Origin of the sequence: Streptomyces sp. NPDC093221, assembly GCF_044753885.1 — a bacterium.
In the GTDB taxonomy this organism is placed as follows: domain Bacteria; phylum Actinomycetota; class Actinomycetes; order Streptomycetales; family Streptomycetaceae; genus Actinacidiphila.
In genome coordinates, this window is record NZ_JBIVOA010000002.1 from 150,830 (window position 1) to 170,819 (window position 19,990).

The following is a 19,990-nucleotide window of genomic DNA, read 5'->3' on the forward strand; positions in this document are numbered from 1 at the left end:
CCTGGGGGAACCCGGCCCGTCGCGGTCCGTGGGACGGACTACTACCTGGTGGCGCTCCGCTTGGCGGCGGTCTTGCGGGCGGTCGCGCGCTTGGCCGGGGCCTTCTTCGCGGCGACCTTCTTGGCCGGGGCCTTCTTGGCCGCCGCCTTCTTGGCGGTGGTCTTCTTCGCCGTGGCCTTCTTGGCGGTGGTCTTCTTGGCCGCCGTGGTCTTGGCCGCGGCGGTCTTCTTGGCGGCGGAGGCCTTCTTCGCGACCGTCTTCTTGGCCGCGGTGACCTTCTTGGCCGCCGCCTTCTTGGTGGTGGTCCTCGTGGTGGTGGAAGCGCCGCCGCTGAGGCTGCCCTTGGGCGCCTTCTTCACCGCGACGTCGTTCTTCGGGAGCTTCTTGGTGCCGCTGACCAGGTCCTTGAAGCCCTGACCCGCGCGGAACCGCGGCACCGAGGTCTTCTTGACCCGGACCCGCTCCCCGGTCTGGGGATTGCGGGCGTAACGGGCCGGACGCTCCACCTTCTCGAACGAACCGAAACCGGTGACCGAGACCCGGTCGCCCGAGACCGTCGCACGGACGATCGCGTCGAGAACCGCGTCAACCGCGTCCGCGGCGGCCTGGCGGCCACCTACCTTGTCGGCAATCGCTTCTACGAGCTGCGCCTTGTTCACGTCTTCCCCTTCGGAAACTTGCCCGGCGAATGAGTGCGGGCTTTTTCGCACGCTAGGCGGATATATACCGCAAATCAAATACGAAACCGGCGAATCACCCTTGTGCCGCAACGAACTCGGTGCTCTACGGGATCAGCGATCCGGGATTCCGAGGTCGTCCAACTCAGCCGTTAACACGTCCAGGCGCCGTGCCGCGTCGGCGAGATCGTGCTTCGCCACAGCGGTCACCGCGAGCAGCCGGCGACTCAACTCCCGCCGTGTCCCATCAGGGACTTCGGGATTCGCGACGCGCAGATGCGCCTGCTTCAGACGCGCGGCGAGAACCCCGTAGAGCTGGAGTTGGCCGTCGCGTTCCATGCGTCGATTGTGCCATCTGCGGCGAGTTGTCGGGAGCGACAGGGCCAACCGGGTGTTCCGGGCCGTTTTCCGGACACTCCTGGACCGCCCGGACGGACCCTCCTGGGCCGCCCCCACGGGCACTTCGGGACCGGCCCAGACATCGCCCGGACACGCAGAAGCGCCCTCTGCGGACGGGCAGAGGGCGCTTCTTGGGGCCGAACAGGGCCGAACGGGTCGGTCAGACCTGCACGGTGCTCGGCTTGAAGGACGGGCGGCCGGCTTCGAACGCCGAGATGTCGGCCTCGTTGGCGAGGGTCAGGCTGATGTCGTCCAGCCCTTCCAGCAGCCGCCAGCGGGCGTTGTCGTCCAGCTCGAACGCCTCGGTCAGCGACACACCGGGGCCCTCGGCGCGCACCTCGCGGGCCACCAGGTCGACGGTGATCTCGGCCTGCGGGTCGGCCTCGACCAGCTTCCAGAGCGATTCCACCGTCTCCTGCGGCAATACGACCGTGAGCAGGCCGTTCTTCAGCGAATTGCCGCGGAAGATGTCCGCGAAGCGGGACGAGATCACGGTCTTGAAGCCGTAGTTCTGCAAGGCCCAGACCGCATGTTCGCGCGACGAACCGGTGCCGAAGTCGGGTCCGGCGACGAGCACGGTGGCGCCCTGCCGCTCGGGGGCGTTGAGGACGAAGTTCTCGTCCTTGCGCCAGGCTTCGAACAGGCCGTCCTCGAATCCGTTGCGCGTGACCTTCTTCAGCCAGTGCGCGGGGATGATCTGGTCGGTGTCCACATTGCCGCGGCGCAGCGGTACGGCCCGGCCGGTGTGCGTGGTGAAGGCTTCCATGGGGGCTCAGACCTCCGTCAGGACAGGGGCGTCGGACAGGTCGGCGGGCGAGGCGAGGTGGCCGAGCACCGCGGTGGCGGCGGCCACCTGCGGCGAGACCAGGTGCGTACGGCCGCCCTTGCCCTGCCGTCCCTCGAAGTTGCGGTTCGAGGTGGACGCGGAGCGCTCGCCGGGGGCGAGTTGGTCCGGGTTCATACCCAGGCACATCGAGCAACCCGCGTGCCGCCATTCGGCGCCGGCGGCGGTGAACACCTTGTCCAGGCCCTCCTCGACGGCCTGCAACGCGACCCGTACGGAGCCCGGCACGACCAGCATGCGGACGCCGTCGGCCACCTTGCGGCCCTCGACGACCGACGCGGCGGCCCGCAGGTCCTCGATCCGGCCGTTGGTGCAGGAGCCGACGAAGACGGTGTCCACGGCGACCTCGCGCAGCGGCTGGCCCGCGGACAGGCCCATGTACTCCAGCGCCTTCTCGGCGGAGAGCCGGTCGCCGGGGTCGGCGAAGGACGCCGGGTCCGGCACGGCCGCGCTCAGCGGCGCGCCCTGGCCGGGGTTGGTGCCCCAGGTGACGAACGGCGCCAGGGTGGCGGCGTCGATCCGCACCTCGTGGTCGAAGACCGCGTCGTCGTCGGTGCGCAGCGTCTTCCAGTACGCCACCGCCGCGTCCCAGTCCGCGCCCTTGGGGGCGTGCACGCGCCCTTCCAGGTAGTCGAACGTGGTCTGGTCGGGGGCGATCATGCCGGCCCGCGCGCCCGCCTCGATCGACATGTTGCAGACGGTCATCCGCGATTCCATCGACAGCTTCTCGATGGCGGAGCCGCGGTATTCGATGACATAGCCCTGGCCGCCGCCGGTGCCGATCTGCGTGATCACGGCGAGGATCAGGTCCTTGGCGGTGACGCCGGGGGGCAGTTCGCCGTCCACGGTGATCGCCATCGTCTTGAACGGCGCGAGCGGCAGCGTCTGGGTGGCCAGCACGTGTTCGACCTGGGAGGTGCCGATGCCGAACGCCAGCGCGCCGAAGGCGCCGTGCGTGGAGGTGTGCGAGTCGCCGCAGACCACGGTGGTGCCCGGCTGGGTCAGCCCGAGCTGCGGGCCCACCACGTGGACGACGCCCTGCTCGACGTCGCCCAGCGGGTGCAGCCGTACGCCGAACTCCGCGCAGTTCTTGCGCAGCGTTTCGAGCTGGGTGCGGGAGACCGGGTCCGCGATGGGCTTGTCGATGTCGAGGGTGGGGGTGTTGTGGTCCTCGGTGGCGATGGTGAGGTCGGTACGCCGCACCGGTCGGCCGTTCATCCGCAGCCCGTCGAACGCCTGGGGGCTGGTCACCTCGTGGAGCAGGTGAAGATCGATGAAGAGCAGATCGGGCTCGCCCTCGACGCGGCGGACGACATGGTCGTCCCAGACTTTTTCCGCGAGTGTCCTACCCATCGCTGTCCCTCCGGCCCGCACCCTCGCGGGCCAACTCGTGTGTGGTGCACGTGTATGCCGGACGCCGTCGGTTCCCCTGGTGTCTCCGCGGGAGCACGGCGGTCCTGCCCTGTGCCCCCAGCCTGACGGCTTCCCCGGAAAATTGAGCTTGCGTTTCACAGTGTGAGACGCGAATATCGTTGCATGGACAATTCTAGCGGCGTCGGCGTTCTCGACAAGGCGGCTCTGGTGCTCAGCGCACTGGAGTCGGGACCGGCCACCCTGGCCGGCCTCGTCGGCGCCACGGGCCTGGCCCGCCCCACCGCGCACCGCCTGGCGGTCGCGCTCGAACACCACCGCATGGTGGCCCGCGACATGCAGGGCCGTTTCATCCTGGGACCGCGGCTGTCGGAGCTGGCCGCCGCCGCGGGCGAGGACCGGCTGCTGGCGACGGCGGGCCCGGTCCTGACCCACCTGCGGGACGTCACGGGAGAAAGTGCCCAGCTCTACCGCCGTCAGGGCGACATGCGCATCTGCGTGGCCGCGGCGGAGCGCCTTTCCGGCCTGCGGGACACCGTGCCGGTCGGCTCCACGCTCCCGATGAAGGCCGGGTCCGCCGCGCAGGTCCTGATGGCCTGGGAGGAGCCCGAGCGGCTGCACCGCGGCCTCCAGGGCGCGCGCTTCACCGCCACCGCGCTGTCGGGCGTACGCCGCCGCGGCTGGTCGCAGTCGATCGGCGAGCGGGAGCCCGGTGTCGCCTCGGTGTCCGCGCCCGTCCGCGGCCCCTCCAACCGCGTGGTCGCCGCCGTCTCCGTCTCGGGACCGATCGAGCGGCTGACCCGGCACCCGGGGCGGATGCACGCGCAGGCCGTCATCGACGCCGCGGCCCGGCTGAGCGAGGCGCTGCGCCGCAGCGGCTGAACCGTCCTCGGCAGGGGCCGCCGGTGCGCGAACGCCCCTGCCCGGTACGGCGGTTGGACCGCGGGAGAGGGCGAAGGCCGGGAACGGCGGCCGGAAACGAAAAAGGCCCCCACCTGAGTGAGGACCTCGGCCGTACCGTTACTTCTCTGCTTGCGTACCCCCGACCGGATTCGAACCGGCGCTACCGCCTTGAGAGGGCGGCGTGCTAGGCCGCTACACAACGGGGGCCCTAGCGATCCTGCATCATGACCAACGGGTGCGACCCAGGTGATCACGCGGGAAGGATCTGTACCCCCGACCGGATTCGAACCGGCGCTACCGCCTTGAGAGGGCGGCGTGCTAGGCCGCTACACAACGGGGGCTCGCACTGCAATGCACTGAACTATGCGCTGGGGTACCAGGACTCGAACCTAGAACAACTGAACCAGAATCAGCCGTGTTGCCAATTACACCATACCCCATCAAAACGCAACCCCTTGCGGGATTGTGCTTGGATCACGCCCCCCTGCCGGACCTTTCGGCCCTCTCGGGCGGCGCAGGAAGAACATTACCCGATGCGGGACACCGCTCCAAAACGAGTATCGCCGCGCAGCAGGTCAGCAAGCTCGGCGAGACCGGTGATGCGGGTGAGGTCGGGACGGGAGCCGAGGTCGTGGCGGTCCAGCCAGATGCCGACCAGGCCCGCGTCGGCCGCGCCGCGGGCGTCGATGTCCGGCTCGTTGCCCACGTACGCGACCTCGTGCGGCTCCAGGGACAGCGCCTCGCAGGCCGCGTGGAAGGCCGCGGCGGCGGGCTTGGAGACCCCCAGCTCCGCGGCGCACAGCAGCACCTCGAAGCGGTCCCGTACGCCCAGCGCGCGCAGCTTGCGGTCCTGTACGACGAAGGCGGAGTTGGACAGCACCGCGTGCCGGTAGTGGGGGGTGAGGCCGTCCAGGGCGGGTACGGCGTCGGGGAAGAGGGACCAGGCGGCCTCGTAGTGCGTGCGGTGGCGGTCGAACCACTCCTCGGCCTCCGCGTCCGTCAGCGGCAGCCCCAGGAAGTCGCGCACGCGGTCCCTGCGCTGCGCCTCGAAGTCGCACTCCCCCGCCGAGAACCGCGCCCAGTGGAGCTCGGTCAGCTCGGCCCAGCGCAGCACGGCGGCGTCCACGCTCCCGCAACCGTCCGGCAGTCCCTCGACGGCCAGATGGGCCCGCAGGCCGACCCGGTCGGCGCTCGCGTAGTCGAAGATCGTGTCGTCGATGTCCCAGAGAACCGCTCGTATCGGCATAACGCCCAGGGTACGAAGCGGGTCAGCTCCGCGCGACGACCTTGTTGGTCAGGGTGCCGATGCCCTCGACCGTCACGGAGACCTCGTCACCCGGCCGGATCGGGCCGACGCCCGCGGGGGTGCCGGTGAGCAGCACGTCACCGGGGAGCAGCGTCATCGCCTCGGTGATGTTGACGATCAGGTCCTCGATCGAGTTGATCATCTGCGCGGTGCGGCCCGCCTGGCGCAGCTCGCCGTTGACCGTCGCGGTGATGGCGAGGTCGGAGGGGTCGAGGTCGGTCTCGATCCAGGGGCCGAGCGGGCAGGAGGAGTCGAAGCCCTTGGCGCGCGCCCACTGCTTCTCGGTCCGCTGGGTGTCGCGGGCCGTCACGTCGTTGGCGCAGGTGTAGCCGAGGATGACGTCGCGGACCCGCTCGCGCGGCACCTCGCGGCACAACCGGCTGATGACGACGGCCAGTTCGGCCTCGTGGTGCACCTCCTGCGAGAAGGAGGGGTACACGATCGGGTCGCCGTGGCCGATCACGGAGGTGGAGGGCTTGAAGAAGGCCCAGGGCGCCGTCGGCACCTCGTGGCCCAACTCCTTCGCGTGGTCCGCGTAGTTGCGGCCGATGGCGACGACCTTGTTCGGCAGCACGGGCGGCAGCAGCCGCACCTTGTCGAGCGGGACCCGCGTACCGGACAGCTCGAAGTCCGCGAAGGGGATGCCCTTCATGATGTTGATGACGAGGCCGTCGTGGCCGGCTGTTACGCCGTCGCCTTCGCCGCCGTCGGTGCCTTCGGCCGCTTCGACAGCCCCAAAGGCGACATTGCCGTCGATCGAGAACCTCGCGATACGCATGGGCCCAGCTTAGTGGCCGGGCCCATACGCGCCGATCAGGCGGTGGGCAGCTCGTGCAGGACGGTGCGGCGCGGGTTCGCGGTGACCTGCGGCAGGGGCTCGGCGACGGCCTGCTCGGCGGTCGTGGCGGCTTCGGTGTCCGACGCGGCGGGGACCCCGAGTTCAGCGGCGTCCTTGAGGTGCGCGAGGGTGGTGCGGCGCGGGTTCGCGATCGGACGGAACAGCATGGTGGTCTTCATCGGCCGTGTGGACCTCGGTGACTCGGGGCGCCCGCAGGGCGCGGGTTGACAGAAAACCGCGATGTGTAAAGCACCAGGCTAGTGCGGCCCTTTCCCGGAACAACGTGGCCCAGACATGCACCAGGCTGTGATTTTGCTCACTAAGTGAGTCGCAAAGCAGGCATTGCGCGCATCCGACCGGCAGACTCAAACCGGTCAAGTCCCACACAGTCGTACGATTCAGCTGTCATCGACCCGGCTGGGACAGCGAGTGACTCGTGCGAACAGGGGGGTGCTAGGTCCGGAATCCCCCGCTTTCACCACATCAGATGTCAACACTCAGTGCTTGGCTCGACGCGACGAGTAACGGATTCCAACAGGTCGGCTACGGCCCTTGTTGGGAGATCCAGCACTGTGCTGGAATTCCCCGGACCGCCGCATCACATCGAGCCGGCGCGCAGGGGGCGCGTTCGAGCACCGAGCGGTGGTGAAGGGCATCAATCGGCCTCCTCGCAACCCGGGGCGGCCTGAGCCCCCATGACTCGACACCGTCCTGTCCGCTTCATCGCGGGGGACGCCTGGTCCAGAGGTTGCGACGCTAGTGCAGGGACGTTTCAAGAGGGACAGCGGCGCTGCGGGCGACCCGGAGCAGCAGCCCGGCGGGACCGGCAACGGCCCGACACCGCAGCAGGCGGGTGACTCGGCGAGCACTGCGCCGGGCACGACGGCTGCCACCGGACGACCGAGCACGCCCAGCGGCATCGAGGCGGGCAAGATCACCGGTCTCGCGGGCAAGCCGGGGCCCCGAATAGCCATGCGCAACTGGCGCATCAGCACCAGACTCGTCTCCCTGCTCGCCCTCCCGGTGGTCACGGCCACCGTCCTGGGCGGCATGCGCATCAACAGCTCGCTGGACAACATCAACCAGCTCGAGCACATGAAGACGCTGACCGACATCACCGAGCACGCGACGCAGCTCGCCGCCGCGCTCCAGGAGGAACGGGACAGCTCGGCCGGACCGCTGTCGTCCGGCGACAAGACCAACGACGCGGTGGAGGCCTCCCGGCAGGCCACCGACCGCGAGTACAAGCAGTATCTGAACGCCAGCGACAACGTCTCCGAGCGCGACCCGGTCTTCTCCGGCGTCCGCGCCACCCTGCTGGCGATCGGCACGCAGCTCGCCAACCTGGCGGAGATCCGCGACGAGGCGTACACCTCGACCTCCACCATCTCGCAGACGGTCTCGCAGTACGACGACCTGGTGCAGTCCCTGCTCTCGCTGTCCCAGGACATGGCGCAGGCGACCAACAACCCCGAGATGATCCAGAGCACCCGCGCGCTGGCTGCCTTCTCCTCCGCCAAGGAGTACGAGTCGATCCAGCGCGCGGTGATCAGCGCCGCGCTGGCCACCGGCGGCAAGCTGAACGCCAACGACTACCAGTCGGTGAAGTACGGCGCCGCGAACGAGGACACCGCGCTCACCCGGTTCCAGAAGATCTACGGACCCAAGAGCGCGGCGCTGCTGACCCCGATCGAGGGCGGCAACCTCACGATCAGCGCGCACGACACCACGCGCCAGCGCATCGCCGCCTCGCAGAACGCGATCACCAAGATCGACAGCTCGTACCTCGACTGGGACGACGCGGCCAAGACCAAGATCCAGGCGATGAGCCAGATCGAGCGGTCGCTGCTCAACGAGATGCAGCAGAAGGCCCTCAAGCTGCAGAGCGAGGCCAAGCAGTCCGCGCTGATCTCCGGCGCGATCATCCTGCTGGTCCTCGGCGTCGCCGTGGTCGGCGCCTTCATCGTGGCCCGCTCGATGATCCGGTCGCTGCGCAGGCTCCAGCAGACCGCCAACGACGTGGCCCAGAAGCGGCTGCCCGAGCTGGTCAAGCAGCTCTCCGAGACCGACCCGCAGGACGTCGACACCTCGGTCGAGTCGATCGGCATCAACAGCCGCGACGAGATCGGCCAGGTGGCGCGGGCCTTCGACGAGGTCCACAGCGAGGCCGTACGACTCGCCGCCGAGCAGGCCCTCCTGCGAGGGAACGTCAACGCGATGTTCACCAACCTCTCGCGCCGCAGCCAGGGCCTCATCCAGCGTCAGCTCTCGCTCATCTCCGAACTGGAGTCCCGCGAGGCCGACCCGGACCAGCTCTCCTCGCTCTTCAAGCTCGACCACCTCGCGACCCGCATGCGCCGTAACGGTGAGAATCTGCTGGTCCTCGCCGGTGAGGAGCCGGGCCGCCGGTGGACCCGCCCGGTCCCGCTGGTCGACGTGCTGCGCGCCGCCGCGTCCGAGGTGGAGCAGTACGAGCGGATCGAACTGACGTCGGTACCGTCGGCCGAGGTCACCGGCCGTATCGTCAACGACCTCGTCCACCTGCTCGCCGAGCTGCTGGAGAACGCGACGTCGTTCTCCTCGCCGCAGACCAAGGTGAAGGTCACCGGTCACTCGCTGCCGGACGGCCGGGTGCTGATCGAGATCCACGACACCGGTATCGGCCTGTCGCCCGAGGACCTCGCGGACATCAACGAGCGGCTGGCGAACCCGCCGACGGTGGACGTCTCCGTCTCCCGCCGCATGGGTCTGTTCGTGGTCGGCCGCCTGTCCCTGCGGCACGGCATCCGGATCCAGCTCCGCCCGTCCGACTCCGGCGGTACGACCGCGCTGGTCATGCTGCCCGTGGACGTCACGCAGGGCGGCCGTAACCCCAAGAACATCGGCCAGATGGGCGGCGGGCGCCCCGCGGGCGCTCCCCCGGCCGCCGCGGGCTCCGGCATCGCCGGCGCGTTCGGCAACTCGCCCAACTCCGCGCCGGTCAACCGGCCGCCGCAGCGCACCCCGGTCGCGGGCGGCCAGCAGCGTCCGGCGCTGAGCCCCGGAGCGGGCCGTCCCGGCGGTCCCCCGCAGCAGGGCGGCACACCGCGCTGGGCGCAGGACCAGAACGGCGGCCAGCAGGGCTTCCCCGACGACCGCGGTCTCCAGGACACCCCGCGCGGCCACGAGGACGTCGAGGCGGCCTCCGCCTTCGACGCTCCCGGACAGGGCCCGCGCGGCGACTTCCAGCAGCCCGGTGGCGCCTTCGGCCGTCCCCCCGGCGGCGGTCAGGACTTCGGCCAGGGCGGTCAGGGCGGTCAGGGCGGCCAGAACTTCGGCGGCCGGCAGGGCGGTCAGCAAGGCGGCCAGCAGCAGCCGGGCCAGTTCCCGCCGCCGCAGCCGCAGAGCACCGGCCCCTCCGGCTTCCGTTCCGACGTGTTCGGCGGTCGCTCGGGCCCCGCGCCGCGGCAGAACGGCCCCGCTGACACCACGCAGTTCCCGCCGGTCCGCGACGACGACTTCGCACCGACCGGCCAGGGCAACCAGAGCCAGGGCGGCCAGGGTCACGGCAACCAGGGCAACCAGGGCGGCGGTCGCGGCACCAGCGACACCGGGCAGTTCCCGGTGCAGGGCGGCCCCAACCCGGGCCTGCCGCAGCGCGGCGCCCGCAGCCCCGAAGAGACGTACAGCACGGGTCAGTTCGCGATGCCCGGCCAGCCGCAGGGCGGCCAGGGCCAGGGCGGTCCCGGCGACACGGCGCAGTTCCCGGCCGTGCAGGCCGACGGCACCGGCGAGTTCCGGATGCCCGGCCAGCAGCCGCAGGGCCGTCCGGGCCAGGGCGGTCAGCAGGGACAGGGCGGTCAGCCCGGTCAGCAGCAGGGCTTCCCCGGCAGCAACCAGTACCAGGGCCCGCCCCCCAGCGGCCCGCGCCCCGACGCCTTCCCCGGCCAGGGTCTGCCGCAGCGCGGCGGCCCCCAGCAGGGCAACGGCGGCCAGGGCTACGACCAGAACCAGCAGCAGTACCAGGACCCGTACGGGACCGGGCAGTTCCCCGTGCAGCCGCAGCAGCCGCAGCAGGGCAACACCGGTCAGTACCCGGTCCAGCAGCCGATGCAGAGCCCGCAGCAGCCCCAGGCGCCGCAGCCTCAGCAGCAGCCCCAGCAGCCCCAGCAGCCCGCCGAGCCGATGGCGCTGCCCCCGGCCCCGACCCGCGGGGACGAGCCGACGCCGATCTTCTCGTCGATCGAGTCGGACTGGTTCCGCACCGGCCAGGCCGAGCGGATGCAGCAGATCCACGTGGAGCAGAGCGCGCGCGGCCAGGAGGCCCCGCCGGTCCGCCCGGTGGGCCGTACAGCTCCGCCCGCGGCCCCGCAGCGGTTCCGCCCGCAGCGCCCCGGCACGACGGCGCCCGGTGTCGCCAACGGCAACGGCAATGGAAACGGCGGCAACGGCGGGAACGGCAACGGGAACGGCGTCCAGCGCCCCGGCGGCGGTCAGCAGCAGCCCGTACAGGCGCCGCCCGCCTCCGTGCCCGCTTCGGCGCAGTACCAGGGCCAGGCGCCCGCCGCTCCGGTGGCGCAGCCGCTGCCCAGGGAGACCCCGAACTGGCGGACCTCGCCCAACGACGCGCTGCGTCAGCGGGCCGAGCAGATCCGCGAACCTTCGGCCGGCGGGGTCACTCCGTCGGGGCTGCCGCGCCGGGTGCCGAGGGCCAACCTCGTCGCCGGTGGCGCGGCGCCGCAGCAAGCGCCGCAGGGCGGCCCGCAGATCTCGCGGGCGCCCGACGACGTACGCGGACGTCTGACCAACCTCCGCCGTGGTATCCAGCAGGGCCGCGAGGCCGGGGGCAACACCGACGGCCGTGGTTTCGGTACGAATCAGGAGCGTTAGTTGAGTGCGATGAGCCAGGCGGCACAGAACCTGAACTGGTTGATCACCAACTTCGTGGACAACACCCCCGGGGTGTCCCACACGGTGGTGGTCTCCGCCGACGGCCTGCTGCTCGCGATGTCCGACGGATTCCCCCGCGACCGCGCCGACCAGCTCGCCGCCGTCGCCTCCGGGCTGACCTCCCTCACGGCCGGGGCGTCCCGGATCTTCGAGGGCGGCGCGGTCAACCAGACCGTGGTGGAGATGGAGCGCGGCTTCCTCTTCATCATGTCGGTCTCCGAGGGTTCCTCCATCGCCGTGCTGGCGCACCCCGAGTGCGACATCGGCCTGGTCGGCTACGAAATGGCCCTGCTCGTCGACCGAGCGGGCACCGTCCTCACCCCGGATCTCCGTGCAGAGCTCCAGGGCAGCCTCATGCACTGAACCATCCGTCTCCCCCCATGTTTTTCCGTACTTCCCGCACCGCGACAGCACTGCCCGGACACGGAGGACCCTCATGACCCCGCCACCCGCTTCGCCGGGCCCGTACGGCGCGTCCCACCACGCGCCGTACGGGGTGGAAGGCGATCAGCCGCTGGTTCGGCCGTACGCCATGACAGGTGGCCGCACTCGGCCCCGCTACCAGCTCGCCATCGAGGCGCTGGTCAGCACGACCGCCGACCCGGGGCAGTACGCGGGGCTGCTGCCGGAACACCAGCGGATCTGCCATCTCACGCGCGAGATCAAGTCGGTCGCGGAGATCTCCGCTCTGCTCGCCATCCCGCTCGGTGTGGCCAGGATTCTTGTGGCCGACCTCGCCGAGGCCGGCATGGTCGCCATCCATCAGCCGGGCAGCGGCGAGGCGGGCGGCCAGCCTGATGTGACACTGCTTGAGAGGGTGCTCAGTGGACTTCGGAAGCTCTAGGCCGCAGCCGCAGCCGGCGTACGGCGCGCAGCAATCGGTGCGGTCCACCACGTCTGCGAAGATCGTGGTGGCGGGTGGCTTCGGTGTCGGCAAGACCACGTTCGTGGGTGCCGTGTCGGAGATCAACCCGCTGCGCACCGAGGCCGTGATGACCTCGGCCTCGGCCGGGATCGACGACCTGAGCCACGTCCAGGACAAGACCACCACCACGGTGGCCATGGACTTCGGCCGTATCACCCTGGACGACGACCTGATCCTGTACCTGTTCGGGACGCCCGGCCAGGACCGTTTCTGGTTCATGTGGGACGACCTGGTGCGCGGTGCGATCGGCGCCGTGGTGCTGGTGGACACCCGCAGGCTCGCGGACTGTTTCCCGGCCGTCGACTACTTCGAGAACAGCGGCCTGCCGTTCGTCATCGCCCTCAACGGCTTCGACGGACACCAGCCGTACCGTCCGGAGGAGGTGCGCGAGGCCCTCCAGATCGGGCCCGAGGCACCGATCATCACGACCGACGCCCGCCATCGCGGCGAGGCGAAGAGCGCGCTGATCACGCTGGTCGAGCACGCGCTGCTTGCCCGGCTGAAGTAGCGGGCAGGCTCGGAAGAAGGCTCAACAGACAGGCGCCAGCGGCGAGTTGCTGGTGAAAACAAGCCACGGGGACCGGCTGTGTCAGGAGACACGGCCGGTCCCCGTCTTCATAACATTTCGAGAGAGTTTCGGCGGGCGTCGAACACGGCTCGCGCTCAGCCGGTGTCGCAGCGCGTACATCTGTCATATGGTTTGACGGGGGATTTTACTTATGCCCGTTTTATCTTCGCCGTTACTGTGCCGCGTCCCATATGCCGGACGTTTGGCTGGGGCCTACATGACGTGCTGGAATTCGCAGAACCCGAGAGTAGTAACGGCCTTCGTTCGTGCCGTCGCCGAGAGGTTGTTGGTCCAGTGAGGAACACGAGGCGAGCAGAAGCGGGCCCTGCTCAGGGTCCGCGGGGGAACTTCACGCCGCCCCAACGTCCCGGGGGCGCACCCGCCATCTCGGCTCCCGAGCCGCCGGACGACCCGGGCACCCGGCTGAGCATGCGCAACTGGCGGGTCGCGACCCGCCTCAACGTCATCCTGCTGATCCCGGTCCTGGTCGCCCTCGTCTTCGGCGGCTTCCGGGTCAAGAGCTCGGTCGACACCTGGAGCCAGGCCGACGACGCCGTACGTACCGCGAATCTGGTACGCGCCGCCACGACCTACAGTCACGCACTGATCAACGAACGTGATGTCACCGCGGTTCCGCTGCTGGCGGGAAAACGTGACGATCCGGCGGTCTCCACCGCCCGCGCCGCCACCGACGAGGCGGCCCGCGAATTCGACGCCGCCGCGGCCAAGATGCCGAACGAGGCCGGGCTCAAGCGCCGGATGGCCAACTTCAGGACCGTCGAGCCGCAGCTCGCCACGCTCCGCAAGGTCGCGTACACCCGTCAGCTCTCCGGGGTGCAGACCGAGGAGTTCTACGTCAAGATCCAGCACCCGCTGTTGGAACTGGACAATGAGCTGGGTTACGGCACCAGCAATGTCACCGCCTACGGCCGCACCCTCTACGCGGTGTCGCTGGCCAAGGCCGCCGAGTCCCTGACCAGGTCGATCGGCACACACATCCTGGTGCAGAAGCCGGTCTCCGACAAGGAGCTGGCCCTCCAGAAGACCGCATTGGGCTCGTACCAGTACCTCCAGGGCATCTCGGTCGCGGAGTACAACGGCAGCGGTACGGCCGCGGACGTGCAGCGGCTGAAGGACGCGCAGGCCGCGGCGGAGAAGAAGGGCACCGACCTGATCGGCGAGGCGCAGCGCAAGGCGGAGGCCGCGCACACGGCGTTCGTCGTACCGCCGGACCTGCCGAAGATGGTCACCGAGATCGCCACACCGGGGAAGACCGTCGCGCAGCTGCGCGCCGAGGGCATCACGCCCGAGTCGTACTTCGCCGCCTCCACGCTCTCCTTCGACGCGTATCACACGGTCGAGAACTCGCTGGCCGACCAGGCCGCCGCCGACGCCTCGACGATCGCGTCGAACGCCAAGCGGGACGCGATCGTGAACTCCGCGATCGTGATCGTGGCGCTGATCCTGGCCTTCATCGTGGCGGGCATGATGGCCCGCTCGATGAGCCGGGCGATGCGGCGGCTGCGCGGCGCGGCCTTCGAGATCGCCGAGACGCGGCTGCCGTCGATGGTCGACCAGCTCTCGCGGACCGACCCGGGCCGGGTGGACACCACCGTGGCGCCGATCCCGATCAACAGCCAGGACGAGATCGGCGAGGTCGCGCGCGCCTTCGACCAGGTGCACCGCGAGGCCGTGCGGCTCGCCGCGGAGCAGGCGCTGCTGCGGGGCAACGTCAACGCGATCTTCACCAACCTCTCGCAGCGCAACCAGGGCCTCATCCAGCGCCAGCTCACCCTGATCACCGAGCTGGAGAACAACGAGGCCGACCCCGACCAGCTCGAGCACCTCTTCCAGATGGACCACCTCGCCACCCGCATGCGCCGCAACGGCGAGAATCTGCTGGTCCTCGCGGGTGAGGAGCCGGGCCGGCAGTGGAATCAGCCGATTCCGCTGGTCGACGTGCTCCGCGCCGCCGCGTCCGAGGTGGAGGCGTACGACCGTATAGAGCTGGTCGGCATCCCGGAGACGGACATCCACGGCAGCGCCGTGACCGACCTGGTGCACCTGCTGGCCGAGCTGCTGGAGAACGCGACGACGTTCTCCTCGCCGCAGACCAAGGTGCGGGTGACCGCGACCCGGCTGCCGGACGGCCGGGTGATGGTGGAGATCCACGACAAGGGCATCGGCCTGACCGCCGAGGACTTCGCCGACATCAACCACAAGCTGGCCGACCCGCCGACGGTCGATGTCGAGATCGCCAAGCGGATGGGCCTGTTCGTGGTCGGGCGGCTGTCCGACCGGCACGGCATCCGGGTGCAGCTCAGGCCGTCGGGCGAGCAGGCGGGTACGACCTCGCTGGTGATGCTGCCCGAGCCGATCACCCACGGCGGTGGCGGCGAGGCCCTGCTGCCGGAGGACGACGAGCGCGACTTCACCGTCTCGCGGATCGTGCCCGAGCAGTCGGTGCAGGACGTCGGCCACATGCCGACCGCGGCCGAGCTGGGCTTCGACGACTCGCGTTACGAGACCGCCGACGGTACGGCGGCGCCGACGCTCGACCCGGTGGGCCGGTCGCTGGTCCGCGAGGAGCGCCGCGCCCAGCTCGAAGCGGCCACGTCGGACCGCCAGGGCGACGAGCCCGGCTTCCCGGAGCAGAACGGTTTCCCCGGACAGGGCGGCTACCCGGAGCAGGCGGAGCAGAACGGCTACCCGGAGCAGGGCCGGCAGGCGCAGCCCGCGTACGACCCGAGCTTCGACCCCGGCTATCAGCAGCAGACCTACGAGCAGGGCTTCCAGTCCGGTTACGAGCAGCAGGGCTACCAGCGGAACGGTTTCCCCGAGAGCGCGCGGGCCTTCGACGACGGCGCGGTGCCGGGGTACGGCCAGGGCGCTCAGCAGGGCTATGACCAGGGCGTCCCGCAGGGCTTCGACCAGGGCTTCGACCAGCCCTACGACCCCGCGTACGGCCAGAGCTTCCAGCCGGAGTTCACCGGTTACCAGGCCCCGTCGCAGGAGTGGCCGGTTCCGGAGCCCCCGCAGGAGCCCGAGCCGCGGGCGGACGTAACGGAATCCGCTCCGCCGCTCCCCCAGCGGCCGTCCGAGAGCGTAGGCTCCCCTTCGCTGACGGACGCGGGTTTGCCGCGCCGTGACCGCCAGCGGCCGGAACCACCTCAGGAACAGCCTGCCCAGGAGGCTCCAGAGCCCCGGCAGCACCGGGAACCGGAGCCGACGACCGAATGGCGGTCGACGAATGACGAGAACTGGCACCGGGCCGAGCAGGTCCGCGAGCCCAAGGCGGGCGGGGTCACCCCCTCGGGCCTGCCCCGACGGGTGCCCAAGGCCAATCTGGTCCCGGGTACCGCGGCGCAGACCCCGCAGGGCGGCCCACAGGTCTCCCGCGCCCCCGAGGACGTACGCGGCAGGTTGAGTAACCTGCGGCGTGGCGTCCAGAAGGGACGCACTGCTGGAACTGATACGAACGGACAGGCCACCGAGCACCCATTCGGCGGCCCCCAGAACCAGGAGCGCTAGTTGAGTCCGATGAGCCAGGCGGCACAGAACCTGAACTGGTTGATCACCAACTTCGTGGACAACACCCCCGGGGTGTCCCACACGGTGGTGGTCTCCGCCGACGGCCTGCTGCTCGCGATGTCCGACGGATTCCCCCGCGACCGCGCCGACCAGCTCGCCGCCGTCGCCTCCGGGCTGACGTCGCTCACCGCCGGAGCCTCCCGCATCTTCGAGGGCGGCTCCGTCAACCAGACCGTGGTGGAGATGGAGCGCGGCTTCCTCTTCATCATGTCCGTCTCCGACGGATCCTCGCTGGCCGTACTGGCGCACCCCGAGTGCGACATCGGCCTGGTCGGCTACGAAATGGCCCTGCTCGTCGACCGAGCGGGCACCGTCCTCACCCCGGACCTGCGGGCCGAGCTTCAGGGCAGCCTGCTCAACTAGCTCGAACAGCGTCAACAAAGCGAAGGGCAGCGGTCGTCCGAGTACCAGCCGGGTACTCGGACGGGGGATCGCAGCCGTATCAGGAGGAGGACTCGTGAGCACGTCCCCCGGTGGAGACCCGTACGGCAGCCAGCATCAGCCGCCCCTCAACCCCTACACCTTCCCCTCGGCGCCCTCTCCGGAGCCCGAGCCGCAGTACCGGCAACCGCGTATCCAGCCCTACGCGCCGCCGCAGGGCCCCCGCCACGGCGGCGGCAGCGGCGGTCACGGGGGCGGCGGCAGTTACGGGAACGGCGGTGGGAGCGGCGGCGCGAGCAAGCGGCCCCCCGCCCCTTCCGGGCTCGTCCGCCCTTACGCGATGACCGGCGGCCGTACCAGGCCGCGTTACCAGCTCGCCATAGAGGCGCTGGTCAGTACCACCGCCGACCCCGAGCGACTGCGTGGGCAGTTGCCGGAACACCAGCGGATCTGCCTGCTCTGCCGGGAGATCAAGTCGATCGCGGAGATCTCCGCTCTGCTGACGATTCCGCTCGGTGTGGTCCGGATTCTCGTGGCCGACCTGGCTGAGGCCGGACTGGTCCAGATCCACCAGCCCGGCGGCGACGAGTCCTCGGGCGGACAGCCAGCCGTGACATTGCTTGAAAGGGTGCTCAGTGGACTTCGGAAGCTCTAGCGGGGGCTCCAGCGGGGGCGATACGGTCCGCCGGTCGACCACGTCTGCGAAGATCGTGGTGGCCGGCGGGTTCGGCGTGGGCAAGACCACGTTCGTCGGGGCCGTGTCGGAGATCAATCCGTTGCGCACCGAAGCAGTGATGACGTCCGCGTCGGCCGGGATCGACGATCTGACGCACGCGCCGGACAAGACCACGACGACCGTGGCGATGGACTTCGGCCGCATCACGCTCGACGAGGATCTGATCCTCTATCTGTTCGGGACGCCGGGGCAGGACCGTTTCTGGTTCATGTGGGACGACCTCGTGCGCGGCGCGATCGGTGCGATCGTGCTGGTCGACACGCGGCGCCTGGCGGACTGCTTCCCGGCCGTCGACTACTTCGAGAACAGCGGCCTGCCGTTCGTCATCGCCCTCAACGGCTTCGACGGACACCAGCCGTACGGTCCCGAGGAGGTCCGTGAGGCCCTCCAGATCGGGCCCGAGGCCCCCATCATCACGACGGACGCGCGCAACCGCGGCGACGCCAAGAGCGCGCTCATCACGCTGGTCGAGCACGCCCTGATGGCGCGGCTGCGGTAGGCGCCGGGTCCGCTCTCCCGTAACGGCTTCGGGCCCCACCGCGAAAGCGGTGGGGCCCGAAGCCGTCGTGGGTCGCGCCGGGCGGCCCGTGGAAGGTGCGGCTCAGCCCTGCCAGGAGTGCGGGGCGCGGAAGCCGGGGGTGCGCTCCAGGCGGCGCCAGCCGGCCGTGGAGCGGCGCTTGGGGGTGTCGGCGGCCTCGGGGGCGTCACCGGCGGCGGCACGCGCCAGCAGGATGGCGGTGAGCGCGGCCAGCTCCTCAGGAGCGGCGTGCCCCTTCTCGACGCGCACGAGGGAATCGGCGGGAGTGCTCAAGGTGGTCTCCATGACTACTGGGGCGGGTTGCCGTGCTTGCGCGACGGCAGGTCCGCGTGCTTGGTGCGGAGCATCGCCAGCGAGCTGATCAGCACCGCGCGGGTGTCCGCGGGGTCGATCACGTCGTCGACGAGGCCGCGCTCGGCCGCGTAGTACGGGTGCATCAGCTCGGACTTGTACTCCTTGACCATGCGCGTCCGCATCGCCTCGGGGTCGTCGGCCTCCGCGATCTGGCGGCGGAAGATGACGTTGGCGGCGCCTTCCGCTCCCATCACCGCGATCTCGTTGGTGGGCCAGGCGTAGGTCAGGTCGGCGCCGATGGACTGTGAGTCCATGACGATGTACGCGCCGCCGTACGCCTTGCGCAGGATGATCGAGATGCGCGGCACGGTGGCGTTGCAGTACGCGTACAGCAGCTTCGCGCCGTGCCGGATGATGCCGCCGTGCTCCTGGGAGACGCCGGGCAGGAAGCCCGGCACGTCCAGCAGCGTGACCAGCGGGATGTTGAAGGCGTCGCACATCTGGACGAAGCGGGCGGCCTTCTCGGACGCCTCGATGTCCAGCACACCGGCCAGCGACATCGGCTGGTTGGCGATGATGCCGACCACCTGTCCGTCGAGCCGGGACAGCGCGCAGATGATGTTGGTCGCCCAGCGCTCGTGGATCTCCAGGAACTCGCCCTCGTCGACGATCTCCTCGATGACCTTGCGCATGTCGTAACCGCGGCTGCCGTCGGCCAGCACCAGGTCGAGCAGGACGTCGCCGCGCCGGTCGGCCGGGTCGTGGCTCTCGACGGCGGGCGGGTTCTCGCGGTTGTTCTGCGGGAGCAGCGAGAGCAGGTAGCGCACCTCTTCGAGGCAGGTCTGCTCGTCGTCGTACGCGAAGTGCGAGACGCCGGAGACCTCGGAGTGGACGTCGGCGCCGCCGAGTCCGTTCTGCGTGATCTTCTCGCCGGTCACGGCCTGGACGACGTCGGGACCGGTGATGAACATCTGCGAGGTCTCGCGGACCATGAACACGAAGTCCGTGAGCGCCGGGCTGTACGCCGCGCCGCCCGCGCACGGGCCGAGCATCACCGAGATCTGCGGGATCACGCCCGACGCCTTGGTGTTGCGCTGGAAGATGCCGCCGTATCCGGCGAGCGCCGAGACGCCCTCCTGGATGCGGGCTCCGGCACCGTCGTTGAGGGAGATCAGGGGCGCGCCGGCCGAGATGGCCATGTCCATGATCTTGTGGATCTTGGTGGCGTGCGCTTCGCCGAGCGCGCCGCCGAAGATCCGGAAGTCGTGGGCGTAGACGAAGACCGTACGGCCGTGGACGGTGCCCCAGCCGGTGATGACGCCGTCGGTGTAGGGCCGCTTGGCTTCGAGACCGAAGCCGACCGCACGGTGCCGCCGCAGCGGTTCCACCTCGCGGAAGCTGTCCTCGTCGAGCAGCAGATCGATCCGCTCGCGGGCGGTGAGCTTGCCCTTGGCCTTCTGGGCCTCGGTCGCCCGCTCGCTCGGCCCGCGACGGACCTGCTCGCGGATGGCGAGCAGATCGGCTACGCGACCGCGGGCGTCGTTCACGTCCGCAGGCACCTCTTGCGATGTGGTCATGCCTCGACAGTACGAGCGGGAACCGAATAACGGGCCATCTACTTCGTACAGTGTCCGTCCGCACTTCATGGTGGATCCCAACAGAAGCGCATGCGGGCGGGGCCCCGCCGCCG

The 19,990-nt window shown here is 70.1% G+C and carries 18 protein-coding genes and 3 tRNA genes; 9 read left to right on the top strand and 12 right to left on the bottom strand.

Annotation, left to right across the window (positions count from 1 at the left end):
* Positions 1 to 41 precede the first annotated feature (41 nt).
* The 4 genes from ACIQCJ_RS06830 to leuC all read right to left on the bottom strand — a co-directional run bounded on the left by ACIQCJ_RS06830 (position 42) and on the right by leuC (position 3,273).
* Entirely contained in the window at positions 42 to 659 is a 618-nt protein-coding gene (locus tag ACIQCJ_RS06830) for an HU family DNA-binding protein (RefSeq protein ID WP_355349430.1), read from the bottom strand.
* A gap of 132 nt (positions 660 to 791) precedes the next feature.
* Positions 792 to 1,016, bottom strand: a complete 225-nt coding sequence (locus tag ACIQCJ_RS06835) for a hypothetical protein (RefSeq protein WP_188284977.1) — start codon at positions 1,014 to 1,016, stop codon at positions 792 to 794.
* 220 nt (positions 1,017 to 1,236) lie between these two features.
* Positions 1,237 to 1,842 carry a 3-isopropylmalate dehydratase small subunit gene (gene leuD, locus ACIQCJ_RS06840; RefSeq protein ID WP_355349427.1) on the bottom strand — a complete coding sequence of 202 codons (606 nt, stop codon included), beginning with the start codon at positions 1,840 to 1,842 and terminating at the stop codon, positions 1,237 to 1,239.
* A 6-nt stretch (positions 1,843 to 1,848) separates the two neighbouring features.
* Positions 1,849 to 3,273 carry a 3-isopropylmalate dehydratase large subunit gene (leuC, locus tag ACIQCJ_RS06845; RefSeq protein ID WP_355349424.1) on the bottom strand — a complete coding sequence of 475 codons (1,425 nt, stop codon included), beginning with the start codon at positions 3,271 to 3,273 and terminating at the stop codon, positions 1,849 to 1,851.
* Between the two features lie 183 nt (positions 3,274 to 3,456).
* On the opposite strand from leuC, the gene ndgR reads away from it, so the two are divergent.
* Complete coding sequence (gene ndgR / locus ACIQCJ_RS06850) at positions 3,457 to 4,173, top strand: IclR family transcriptional regulator NdgR (RefSeq protein WP_188284974.1); 717 nt, start codon at positions 3,457 to 3,459, stop codon at positions 4,171 to 4,173.
* A gap of 155 nt (positions 4,174 to 4,328) precedes the next feature.
* Here ndgR and ACIQCJ_RS06855 read toward each other — a convergent pair.
* The 6 genes from ACIQCJ_RS06855 to ACIQCJ_RS06880 form a co-directional block, all read right to left on the bottom strand.
* Positions 4,329 to 4,401, bottom strand: a tRNA-Glu gene (locus ACIQCJ_RS06855).
* A 61-nt stretch (positions 4,402 to 4,462) separates the two neighbouring features.
* Positions 4,463 to 4,535, bottom strand: a tRNA-Glu gene (locus ACIQCJ_RS06860).
* A 27-nt stretch (positions 4,536 to 4,562) separates the two neighbouring features.
* Positions 4,563 to 4,634 (bottom strand) — tRNA-Gln (locus tag ACIQCJ_RS06865).
* Between the two features lie 86 nt (positions 4,635 to 4,720).
* Positions 4,721 to 5,440: an HAD family hydrolase gene (locus ACIQCJ_RS06870; RefSeq protein WP_401722926.1), complete on the bottom strand. Its 720-nt coding sequence runs from the start codon at positions 5,438 to 5,440 to the stop codon at positions 4,721 to 4,723.
* A gap of 22 nt (positions 5,441 to 5,462) precedes the next feature.
* On the bottom strand, positions 5,463 to 6,278 hold the full coding sequence (locus tag ACIQCJ_RS06875; RefSeq protein ID WP_401306154.1) for a fumarylacetoacetate hydrolase family protein: 816 nt from the start codon (positions 6,276 to 6,278) through the stop codon (positions 5,463 to 5,465).
* Between the two features lie 35 nt (positions 6,279 to 6,313).
* Positions 6,314 to 6,517 carry a hypothetical protein gene (locus ACIQCJ_RS06880; protein ID WP_188284971.1) on the bottom strand — a complete coding sequence of 68 codons (204 nt, stop codon included), beginning with the start codon at positions 6,515 to 6,517 and terminating at the stop codon, positions 6,314 to 6,316.
* 580 nt (positions 6,518 to 7,097) lie between these two features.
* Here ACIQCJ_RS06880 and ACIQCJ_RS06885 point away from each other — a divergent pair.
* From ACIQCJ_RS06885 to ACIQCJ_RS06920, 8 genes are all read left to right on the top strand, one after another.
* Positions 7,098 to 11,207 carry a nitrate- and nitrite sensing domain-containing protein gene (locus ACIQCJ_RS06885; protein WP_402710907.1) on the top strand — a complete coding sequence of 1,370 codons (4,110 nt, stop codon included), beginning with the start codon at positions 7,098 to 7,100 and terminating at the stop codon, positions 11,205 to 11,207.
* A gap of 9 nt (positions 11,208 to 11,216) precedes the next feature.
* Positions 11,217 to 11,630: a roadblock/LC7 domain-containing protein gene (locus ACIQCJ_RS06890; protein WP_317452960.1), complete on the top strand. Its 414-nt coding sequence runs from the start codon at positions 11,217 to 11,219 to the stop codon at positions 11,628 to 11,630.
* Between the two features lie 73 nt (positions 11,631 to 11,703).
* A complete protein-coding gene (locus ACIQCJ_RS06895; protein ID WP_093717892.1) occupies positions 11,704 to 12,111 on the top strand; it encodes a DUF742 domain-containing protein in 408 nt (135 codons plus the stop codon).
* Positions 12,092 to 12,700, top strand: coding sequence for an ATP/GTP-binding protein (locus ACIQCJ_RS06900; protein WP_391050368.1), 609 nt, complete (start codon positions 12,092 to 12,094; stop codon positions 12,698 to 12,700). Before ACIQCJ_RS06895 ends, ACIQCJ_RS06900 begins: the two co-directional genes overlap by 20 nt.
* Positions 12,701 to 13,189: 489 nt before the next feature.
* Entirely contained in the window at positions 13,190 to 16,291 is a 3,102-nt protein-coding gene (locus ACIQCJ_RS06905) for a nitrate- and nitrite sensing domain-containing protein (protein WP_402710908.1), read from the top strand.
* A 9-nt stretch (positions 16,292 to 16,300) separates the two neighbouring features.
* Complete coding sequence (locus ACIQCJ_RS06910; RefSeq protein ID WP_033173109.1) at positions 16,301 to 16,714, top strand: roadblock/LC7 domain-containing protein; 414 nt, start codon at positions 16,301 to 16,303, stop codon at positions 16,712 to 16,714.
* A 94-nt stretch (positions 16,715 to 16,808) separates the two neighbouring features.
* Complete coding sequence (locus ACIQCJ_RS06915; RefSeq protein ID WP_401722915.1) at positions 16,809 to 17,387, top strand: DUF742 domain-containing protein; 579 nt, start codon at positions 16,809 to 16,811, stop codon at positions 17,385 to 17,387.
* A complete protein-coding gene (locus ACIQCJ_RS06920; RefSeq protein ID WP_355349403.1) occupies positions 17,368 to 17,967 on the top strand; it encodes an ATP/GTP-binding protein in 600 nt (199 codons plus the stop codon). The genes ACIQCJ_RS06915 and ACIQCJ_RS06920 overlap by 20 nt, the downstream gene beginning before the upstream one ends.
* 102 nt (positions 17,968 to 18,069) lie before the next feature.
* On the opposite strand, the gene ACIQCJ_RS06925 is transcribed toward ACIQCJ_RS06920, so the two are convergent.
* Both ACIQCJ_RS06925 and ACIQCJ_RS06930 read right to left on the bottom strand, forming a co-directional pair.
* On the bottom strand, positions 18,070 to 18,279 hold the full coding sequence (locus tag ACIQCJ_RS06925) for an acyl-CoA carboxylase epsilon subunit (protein WP_391050371.1): 210 nt from the start codon (positions 18,277 to 18,279) through the stop codon (positions 18,070 to 18,072).
* A 14-nt stretch (positions 18,280 to 18,293) separates the two neighbouring features.
* Positions 18,294 to 19,877 carry an acyl-CoA carboxylase subunit beta gene (locus ACIQCJ_RS06930; protein WP_402710910.1) on the bottom strand — a complete coding sequence of 528 codons (1,584 nt, stop codon included), beginning with the start codon at positions 19,875 to 19,877 and terminating at the stop codon, positions 18,294 to 18,296.
* Between the last annotated feature and the right edge of the window lie 113 nt (positions 19,878 to 19,990).